Annotated in this window: 6 protein-coding genes and 1 pseudogene; 3 read left to right on the top strand and 4 right to left on the bottom strand. The window is 55.1% G+C overall.

The features are described from left to right. From AC6F7T_RS14205 to mnmL, 4 genes are all read right to left on the bottom strand, one after another. A partial coding sequence (locus AC6F7T_RS14205) for a histidine kinase dimerization/phospho-acceptor domain-containing protein (RefSeq protein WP_500719914.1) occupies positions 1–1,536 on the bottom strand: 1,536 nt, incomplete at its 3' end. Beyond that, positions 1,523–1,789, bottom strand: coding sequence for a sulfurtransferase TusA family protein (locus AC6F7T_RS14200; RefSeq protein ID WP_500719912.1), 267 nt, complete (start codon positions 1,787–1,789; stop codon positions 1,523–1,525). The genes AC6F7T_RS14200 and AC6F7T_RS14205, both read right to left, overlap by 14 nt. Before the next feature lie 6 nt (positions 1,790–1,795). Next, positions 1,796–2,887, bottom strand: a complete 1,092-nt coding sequence (locus AC6F7T_RS14195; protein WP_500719911.1) for a YeeE/YedE thiosulfate transporter family protein — start codon at positions 2,885–2,887, stop codon at positions 1,796–1,798. 235 nt (positions 2,888–3,122) lie between these two features. Beyond that, positions 3,123–4,064: a tRNA modification radical SAM protein MnmL/YtqA gene (gene mnmL / locus AC6F7T_RS14190; protein WP_500719909.1), complete on the bottom strand. Its 942-nt coding sequence runs from the start codon at positions 4,062–4,064 to the stop codon at positions 3,123–3,125. A gap of 260 nt (positions 4,065–4,324) precedes the next feature. Here mnmL and AC6F7T_RS14185 point away from each other — a divergent pair, with 260 nt between their 5' ends. The 3 genes and pseudogenes from AC6F7T_RS14185 to AC6F7T_RS14175 form a co-directional block, all read left to right on the top strand. Continuing rightward, positions 4,325–6,466, top strand: a complete 2,142-nt coding sequence (locus tag AC6F7T_RS14185; RefSeq protein WP_500719907.1) for a glycoside hydrolase family 57 protein — start codon at positions 4,325–4,327, stop codon at positions 6,464–6,466. 21 nt (positions 6,467–6,487) lie between these two features. After that, positions 6,488–7,561 (top strand): galactose-1-phosphate uridylyltransferase, encoded by a 1,074-nt coding sequence (gene galT, locus AC6F7T_RS14180; protein ID WP_500719906.1) that lies wholly within the window; start codon positions 6,488–6,490, stop codon positions 7,559–7,561. A gap of 3 nt (positions 7,562–7,564) precedes the next feature. Continuing rightward, positions 7,565–8,752, top strand: a pseudogene (locus AC6F7T_RS14175) (hypothetical protein); the annotation flags it as partial.

The raw sequence follows: 8,752 nt of genomic DNA, 5'->3' as shown, positions 1-8,752 counted from the left end.
CGTGTAACAGGGGTCGAAGATGCGTGATCGGATCGCCTCCGGGATGCCGGGACCGTTGTCGGCAACAGCCATCAGGATCCGGTTGCCGGACAGCCTGGTCTTAATGCAAATCCGTCCTTTCGAACCGATCGCCTGAATCGCATTCATTGACAGATTGAGCACCACCTGCTCAAGCTCCTGAACATCAGCCATGAGCGCTGGCAGGGGAGCAAGATCCGTTGTCAGTTCAATTTTTCGTTTGCTTAATTCCGTTTCCAGCAGTGGTCTGGTTTCCCTGATAATGTCATTGAGTTGGCAGGATTCCAGGGTTTTCTTGACGCGGTTGGACTGGCGCGCAAAGCGCAGCAAGCCCTGAATGATGGAGCTGCTTTTTTTTGCCTGCTCGGCAATGATGGAGGCCTGTTCCTTTTGGGTAGCCGTCAGGGTTTTGTCCTTGAGGAGCAGGCGCGCATAACCCAAGACACTGCCAAGGGGCGTATTCAATTCGTGGGCGACGCCGGCCGACAGTTGACCGATGGCCGCCAGTTTTTCTGCATGGTGATACAGTTCAGTCCTTTTTTTCTGCTCGGTGTTGTCGCTGAATGTTAACACTTTACCGATGGGATTTCCGTCGCAATCCTGAAGTTGCCCCATATTGACGGAAAGGATGCGCTCTTCTGCGTTGTTCGCCTGATAGGTTAACTCCACTCCCTGCAGGTTTCCGGCTGTATTTTTAAGGGCTGGTTTCAGCTCCGGGAAAAGGGTTGTTAACGGTTGATCTTTCATGTCGGTAAGTAACCAGTGAGTCATTTCTTCGGCGGCGCGATTCCAGGAAATGACGCGGTCCTCTTTGTCCAGTACCATTAACCCCTCGGATAAGCTTTCGATGATGGTGGCCAGCTTCATTTTTTCGGAAAGGCAATACTCTTTCATCTCCTTTTCGGCGGTTTCGGCTACTTTTTTTTCCGTTATTTCCATGGAGACTTCGATAACTTTTTCTACCGTGCCATCCTCAGCAATGGAAAAAGGGGTTGAAATGATCTGAAAACAGCGGCCTTTTTTCCAGATTTCACGCACTAGGGTTGACTTGCCGGTGGCAAAGGATTCACGTGCCGGGCATTCGCAGACGGGGGAACAACGATCGGAGTACACCTCGTAGCAGAACTGGCCGACGATATTTGTCATGTTGGGGTCTACCAGTAATTCACGCTGCTTTTGGTTGTAACGCTCGATCACGTAATCGCGATCGATGATCGAAATCCCGACCCCGGTCGCATTAAATATGGCCTCAAGTTCATTTTTCGCGTGGGTCAGTTCATCAATCGTATTGTTCAGTGTGCCGATAATCTGTCTGAAGGAATTGGCGACAATGCCGATCGGATCGAGCTCAATCAGGGCGCGGTCATCCAGTTCTTCCGGGCGCAGGGGGGCGGTTCCCATGACTTCCAACAGCTGGTTGGTTTTTTCCCTGATGTAGCGGATGTAATCCTGATTGCTGCAAGGGCTTTCGGTGTCCCCTTGTGCGGTGGCAAAGAGCGGGAAATCAGTTCGGTTCATGCGGTTTTCCTATGGAGATTTCGTAATGGTGATCGGTTTTTTTGACATCGACCAGATAGCCCATTTTGCGTGCCGACTCAGGAACGGTGCGGGTGCTGTCGCGATGGTCCGTGCGTACCAGTAGACGGGTTTTACCGGAGCGCAAACTCTGCTCGTGCTGGTTGAGTGCTTTAAGCACAACCAGCAAGCAAGCCGGACACACTTGACCGAGAATATTGAGGTCAATAGTTTCGACGATCTCTCTTGTTTCCATAAGTTGTTACCTCAACAGCAAGCGGGAAAGAACAACAGTGCCAAGACCAATTCCCACGATCATGCCGCCGGCAAATAAAAAGGACTGTGTCGACAACAGGGGGAGCCCTCCGAGCAGGTGTTTAATATTGCAGCCATGGGCTATTCTCGCACCGAGGGCCAACAGGATGCCACCGAAAAAAACCATGAGGCCTTGACGTGCCGGTGGCAGGCGACTGATACGGAACTCACGCAACCACAAGGCGGTGAAAAATGCCCCCAGCAGGATACCGGTTAAGAGCGCGCCTTCAGTGTAGGCGAACAGATCCCAATGTGGCCCTCCGCCCCCGCTCAGCGCAACATCGTTGATGGTGATCATCAGGGACGGTCGGTTGTAGTAGGTGAGTTGTACCGCGTGAGAGGGGGCAAAAAGGCTCATCAGCCAGGCCCCGATTTTGGCGTAGGTGGTTGAAATTCCAAGGGGCAGGCTGCTGATAGAATAAACCGTCGCATTGAGAACGGCAAGGCCGATGGCCGCGTAGCGTGGCTGCAGATAACCGGCGACCGGCAGGTCCAGCGACCACCGTTGCGCGCGTCTACCGATCGTAATCAGCAGTGTCAGGCTACACAGCAACAGGACGATCAACAACGGCTGATTCCAGGCCCACAGCCGTGTTTGCCAGTCGATAGTCAGGAGCTGTTCGAGTTGCTGTAACCAGGGGAACAATTCGGCATAGAGGATGCTGCCGCAGATAATGCCAAGGCCCGCCAGAAGGTAGGAGAGATTGCCACCGCCCATTTTATACAGGGTGCTGAAAACACAGCCACCGGCCAGGACCATACCGATACCAAACAGCAGCCCTCCCGCCACCCCCAGCAGGGACACCCGGCCAAAACCGATCAGTTCATCGATTCGCAACGGTTCGGCAAGTTGCACCAGAGCGAAAAGCACAGCGCTAAGGAGAATCGCCAGGGCAAGATGCCATAATCTGGACGTGTCTTTGAACAGAAAAATATCACGCAGAATGCCTGCAATGCAGAAGTCGCTGCGGTAGAGAACCGTCCCGAGAATGATCCCGACGACGAAATACAGCAGAAAATAGAGCCAGGGTTGCATCATGAAACCTCAAAATGCGTGCAATGTCATGAAATGGTTGATTTCCAGCAAAGGCATCTGCTAGATTGCGCGCCATGTTTCGAATGGCAATTCTTATTATCAGCATACTCTGGGCTTCACTGCTGTTGATTTCCTGGGGCGGGGCGACTCCTGCGCCAGATGCATCGACAGTGGTCATTACCACCAACAATCCGGCCTGAGGTTTCATCCTTCAGGCACGGGACTGCGTCTTTGTTTTTTACACATCGCAGGTACGGGATATTGTACCTGGGTAATGACTCCCCTGGCGGGTTTTCCGCCGTTCAAGCTCCGCCCCAATCGCATTGAGAACTTCCCACTTATTGAGTGACCACAGTGGCGCCAGCAGCAGCTCGCGTGGGCCATCGCCGGTTAAGCGCTGAATCAGGGTGTGGGGCGGCAGACATTCAAGCACATCGACAACCAGTTGCACATAGTCGTCCATTCCCAAGGTTTTAACTTCTCCAGCAAGAAAGCTGTCGCCCAGTGGCGTACCCTGCAGCACGTGGAGCAGATGGAGTTTGATGCCATCGACTCCAAGCCTCGCCATTTCACGCGCGGTATGAAGAATATCGTCACGACTTTCCCCCGGCAGACCGATGATCAGATGCACACAAACGCGCAGGCCGCGCTCCTTGGCGCGCTGATAAGCGTCGAGGAAACAAGCATAGTCGTGGCCACGACGCAGATAGTTGAGGGTGCGGTCATGGCAACTCTGTAATCCGATCTCCAACCAGAAATAGGTGCGCCGGTGATATTCTGCCAGCAGATCGAGCACTGCATCGTCGACGCAGTCAGGGCGAGTGCCGACCGCCAGGCCGACCACGTTGTTAACCGCCAGGGCCTGATCGTAGCAGTGGCGCAGCTGTGCCGGCGGCGCAAAGGTGTTGGAATAGGGTTGAAAATAGGCAATAAACCACTTGGCCCGGTATTTGCGCCGCATCAGTTCTTGCGCCTGCTCGAGTTGCTGCGCAATGCCGACCTGGCGGGCAATGCCGACCGCTGCTGAGCCGGAGCTGTCACAAAAAACGCAACCGTGACCGGCGCGGCCGTTGCTGCGGTTGGGGCAGCCGAAACCGGCATCCACGGAAATCTTGTGGACCCGGCCGCCGAAGCGGTGCTTAAGATAGGTTGAATAGAGGAGTATTGTCTCTTTACGCATGGCCCAACTATGCCAGCCTCGTCATGCCAGGGCAAGGCGTTAATGGGCGAATAAGGGCAGAATAAATATGTGGGGATTAAGTGACATCCCGGCGAAAAAATTGTTACACTGTCGAGCGGCAACCGGTCTCTGATCCGTTGTGCAAGGTTGTCTTCGCGCTACCCACTAACCTGTCGTGGCTTTAATGGACTGATTCTTTGTTGTGCGCCTGAATCTTCTCACCGCTTCATGCGTCAACCCCTGGTTGTAAAAGGACTGACATGGCTGCCCTCAGCGCTTCCACTACTTCACCTTCACCACTGAACGTCTGTATCCTCTGGCATATGCATCAGCCCGACTACCGTGATCCGGTTGGTGGTCAGACCCTGCTCCCCTGGACCTGGCTGCACGGTTTAAAAGATTACGGTGAAATGCTCGAAACCGTAGCCCAAACCAGGGCAAAAGTGACGGTCAATCTGGTTCCCTCCCTGCTTGAACAGCTCGAACGCTATGCCAGCGGCAGAGATCATGACCGTTGGCTCGAATTGATCGCCCGCCCAGCCGAACAATTGACAGCGCCAGAGCGGCAATTTATTGTCGAACAGTTCTTTTCCGTCAATATTGAGACCCAGATTTTGCCCAACCGCCGCTATCACCAGCTCTATCTGCAGCGTGGTCCCCTCGAGCCGCGGGCCGAGAGTTTCAGTCATCAGGACATCCTCGATCTGCAGGTCTGCTTTCTGCTCGCCTGGACCGGTTATCATCTGCGCCAACGTTCATCCCTGGTCAGCGCATTGCTTGAGCGTGGTGGGCTTTATCATGAACAACAAAAACAGCAGTTGCTGATGGTGTGCCATGAGGAGATTGCCCGCATCATTGATTTCCACCGCGAACTGGAAGCTGAAGGGTTGATCGAGATTACCGTTACCCCCTACGCCCATCCGATTCTGCCCCTGTTGTGTAATCTGCAGAGCGCCTGGGAGCCCTCGCCCGGACTGCCGTTACCCGCCGCTGATTTCCGCCACCCGGAAGATGCACGTTTGCAGGTGCGTGAAGGGTTACGCACGGCGGAACGTTTTTTCGGCAAGCGCCGCCGGGGCATGTGGCCGGCGGAAGGGGGGGTGAGCCACGACGCGGCGCTACTGATGCAGGAAGAGGGGGCCCTGTGGGCGGCGACCGATGAAGACATCCTGGCGCGCAGTCTTGAGGGTGGTCTGCGTGATCGCAGCCGTCTGTACCGTTTCTATGAGTATGAGGGGCTGCCCCTGATCTTCCGCGATCGTGAACTGTCCGACCGCATCGGGTTTCTTTACGCTACCTGGAAGGCAGCAGAAGCAGTAGCCGACATTCGCCAGCGTCTGCGCCAGATTGCCCGTATGGCACCGGGGGGGACAGTGGCGATTATCCTCGATGGCGAAAATTGCTGGGAGCGCTACGCTGACAACGGTTATCCGTTTCTGCGCGATTTTTATCAGATGCTCGACCAGGACGATCAGTTTACCATGGCCACCATTGCTGAGGCGTTGGAGCAATCTACCCCGGAACCCTTGACCCGGCTGGCAGCCGGGTCCTGGATCCGCTCAGATTTTACCACCTGGATTGGTCACCCGGAGGATAATGTTGCCTGGCAGCTGCTCTATCAGGCGCGCCGCGATTGTATCGCCAGCGAGGTGACTGACGCGCTGGCTAATCCGCAGGAGCCGTTAAGTGACCTGGTGCAGGAACTGCTGCGGGCTGAAGGCAGTGATTGGTTCTGGTGGTTCGGGGATGAACACTCGAGTTTGCAGGCCGATATTTTTGATCGTCTGTTTCGTTTGCACCTGGAAGGGATGTATCACCTTAAAGGATTGCCGGTGCCGGCGCCCCTGCAACAGCGCATCAAGCCCGGGGTGCGCATCATAGCCGCCGGCTATGAACCTTCTGCCTGCTTTACCCCGACCATTGACGGGCGCATCGGTGATTATTTCGAGTGGCTGGCGACCGGTTGTATCGATCTCGCCGTAGGTGGTGCCATGTACAGTGGTCGCGAAGGGCTGAAGCATCTTTACTATGGTTACGATACCGATCATCTCTATTTTCGCATCGATCAGCCCGATCTGCTCAGACGCTTGTGCGGTAAAGACGGTTACTTTGAATTGCGCCTGAACGGCAGCGGTATTTTTCATGTGTGTTTCAGTTTTAGCGACAACAAGGTCAAGGTGCTGATCGACGGCAAACAGGTTCCCGGCGGTCGCGGGGCCTGCGACACGATTCTCGAATTGGCGGTGCCGGTTGAGTTGCTGCAACTGGAACAGGGGAAAAGTATTTGCGTCAGTTGTCATGTGATGCGGCAACAACGGGAGAATGGTCGCTGGCCCACGGAAGGGGATGCCGTCCTGTGCTACCGTGGCAGTGCCCTTGATGAAGAAAACTGGTCGGTTTAACAGACTGAAAGGATAAATATCTTGTCTGAGTTGCGTTGGGATCCATTGAAAAACAGCTGGGTGATCATGACCCTTGGGCATAGTCGGCGTCCGCAGGAGTTTCTTCAGAAGCGTCAGGAAGATTGTGCAGCCGGCGGTTTTGATTACCAGCGTTTGCAGATGCAGGATAGCAACTGCCCGCTGTGCAGCGGCAACGAGGGGCGGACGCCACCGGAGATCCTCGCCTGTCGTCCCCAGGGCAGCGCACCTAATGCGCCGGGTTGGCAGGTACGGGTAATCCCCAATAAATTCCCGGTCTTGCGTGTTGAAGGGGAGATTGAGAACCGGGCGGAAGGGCTCTATGACCGGATGAGCGGTATCGGCGCCCACGAACTGATTATCGAAACCCCGGATCACAGTAAGTCCCTTGCTGATATGAGTGAAGCCCATATCGCCGAGGTGCTGAAAGTCTATCGCTCGCGGATGCTCGATCTGCGTCGGGATAGCCGTTTACGCTACATCTTTATCTTCAAAAATCATGGGGTTGGAACCTCCGCGAGAATTTCTCATGCCCATTCCCAGTTGATGGCGGTGCCCTTGGTGCCGCCGCTTATTTCCAACGAGCTGGAATACTGTCGCCGACACTTTCAACACAAAGAACGCTGCCTGATCTGTGACCTGATCCATCAGGAACAGCAGAATAAATCCCGGATAGTGCGCGATGACGGTAACTTTCTGGTCTATGCTCCCTATGCTTCGCGCTTTCCTTTCGAGTTGATGATTGCTCCTTTGGCCCATCATCATGACTTCACCCAGCAGAGTGACCAGCAATTGCGATTTCTGGCCAGGACCTTGCGCGACATCCTGCGGCGCTTGCGCTCAGCCTTGAGAGATCCGGCCTATTCCCTGATATTGCATAGTGCGCCACCGCGCCATCCACGCATGGGGCGTCCCGACTATTGGGAATCCCTGCCTTTTGATTATCACTGGCACATTGAACTGGCCCCCAAACTGACGCGTTTGACCGGTTTTGAGTGGGGTTCCGGCTTCCATATCAACCCAACCCCACCGGAAGAAGCTGCGGAGTTTCTTCGCAGTGCCGAACCGGAGGTATAACAGATGTCTATTCAGGGGACCTTTTGTCAGCGCCATTATCCACTTGATCTTCACTGCAGCCGTAAAGTCTGGGATGCCATCAATCTGACCAGTTACTTCCGCCACGACCAGCTGCCGGGGCGCACCTTTATGCGTCACCTCCTCGCTGATCACCTGCGCGCTCAGTCTGCGCAGGGCATCACTGCCGCTGAACTGGAGCTATTGGCAACTCTGAATCAGATCCTGCGCGAAGTCGCCACTGATTTTCTGCGCCGTCGTGGCTGTCACCTGACTAAAAATGCTATGGAGATTGGCGACAGTCGCCTGCCCCTGCCGGGACTGAAGACCAGTTTTGCCTCCTTTCTCGGTTTTTTCCCGGCGTTGCCTCTGCAATTAGAGCCGCTCGATCCAGCTACCTATGTAGAACAACTGGGTGACCGTGGTGAGTGGCTGGATCTGTTGCTGGAGTTGGTGCTGCTTTATGTTCAGAGTCACAATCCGGCCTTAATCGGCGCACGTTCCCTGTTTGCCGAAGAGGAACTGCAGCTGCGCCGCATCAGCGCCTACGAGCAGCAGTTGATCTTGCTTGATCAGGCCCTGCCGGTCCTTGCTGATGGCTACGCCGCCCAGCCGCAGACCTTGCTGGCGCGCTTGCTCGAACCCTTGCGTAAAGGCAAGGACCTCTATGCTCAGGTGCAGTTGCTGCGCGATCTCTGGGCTGATCTGTTGCCGGCGGAACTGTTGGCGCGGATTGGTATGGCGATCCAGCAGTTTGAGGTTGAAGGGCACAAGCCCGGGTTTCCCGGACCGCCGGATACCACGCCGCTTGATCCGGCCACCTTTGGCGACCATGAATACGCCGGTTTTACCGCCGACCTGGCCTGGATGCCGCGGGCAGTGTTGCTCGCCAAATCCACCTACGTTTGGCTCGAGCAACTGTCACGGCGTTATCAGCGACCGATTTATACCCTCGATCTGATTCCTGATGAGGAACTCGACGCACTGGTCAATGATGGCTTTACCAGTCTCTGGTTGATCGGCATCTGGAAACGTTCCCAGGCTTCCCTGAAGGTAAAAAATCTCTGCGGCCAACAGGATGTTGCCGCTTCGGCTTATGCCATTGATGATTATGTTATCGATGATAAGCTCGGTGGCGAGCCGGCGTTTGAGCAGTTGCGTCATCGCTGCCTGCAGCGCGGGCTCGATCTGGCT

Source organism: Pelovirga sp. (genome assembly GCF_059864205.1).
The sequence above is the reverse complement of the archived record's forward strand: the minus strand, read 5'-3'. Positions and strand labels throughout refer to the sequence as shown.

Coding starts and splice junctions, on each gene's coding strand:
- AC6F7T_RS14195 (WP_500719911.1), bottom strand. CDS start 2,887: ATGATGCAACCCTGGCTCTATTTTCTGCTGTATTTCGTCGTCGGGATC.
- AC6F7T_RS14200 (WP_500719912.1), bottom strand. CDS start 1,789: ATGGAAACAAGAGAGATCGTCGAAACTATTGACCTCAATATTCTCGGT.
- mnmL (WP_500719909.1), bottom strand. CDS start 4,064: ATGCGTAAAGAGACAATACTCCTCTATTCAACCTATCTTAAGCACCGC.
- AC6F7T_RS14185 (WP_500719907.1), top strand. CDS start 4,325: ATGGCTGCCCTCAGCGCTTCCACTACTTCACCTTCACCACTGAACGTC.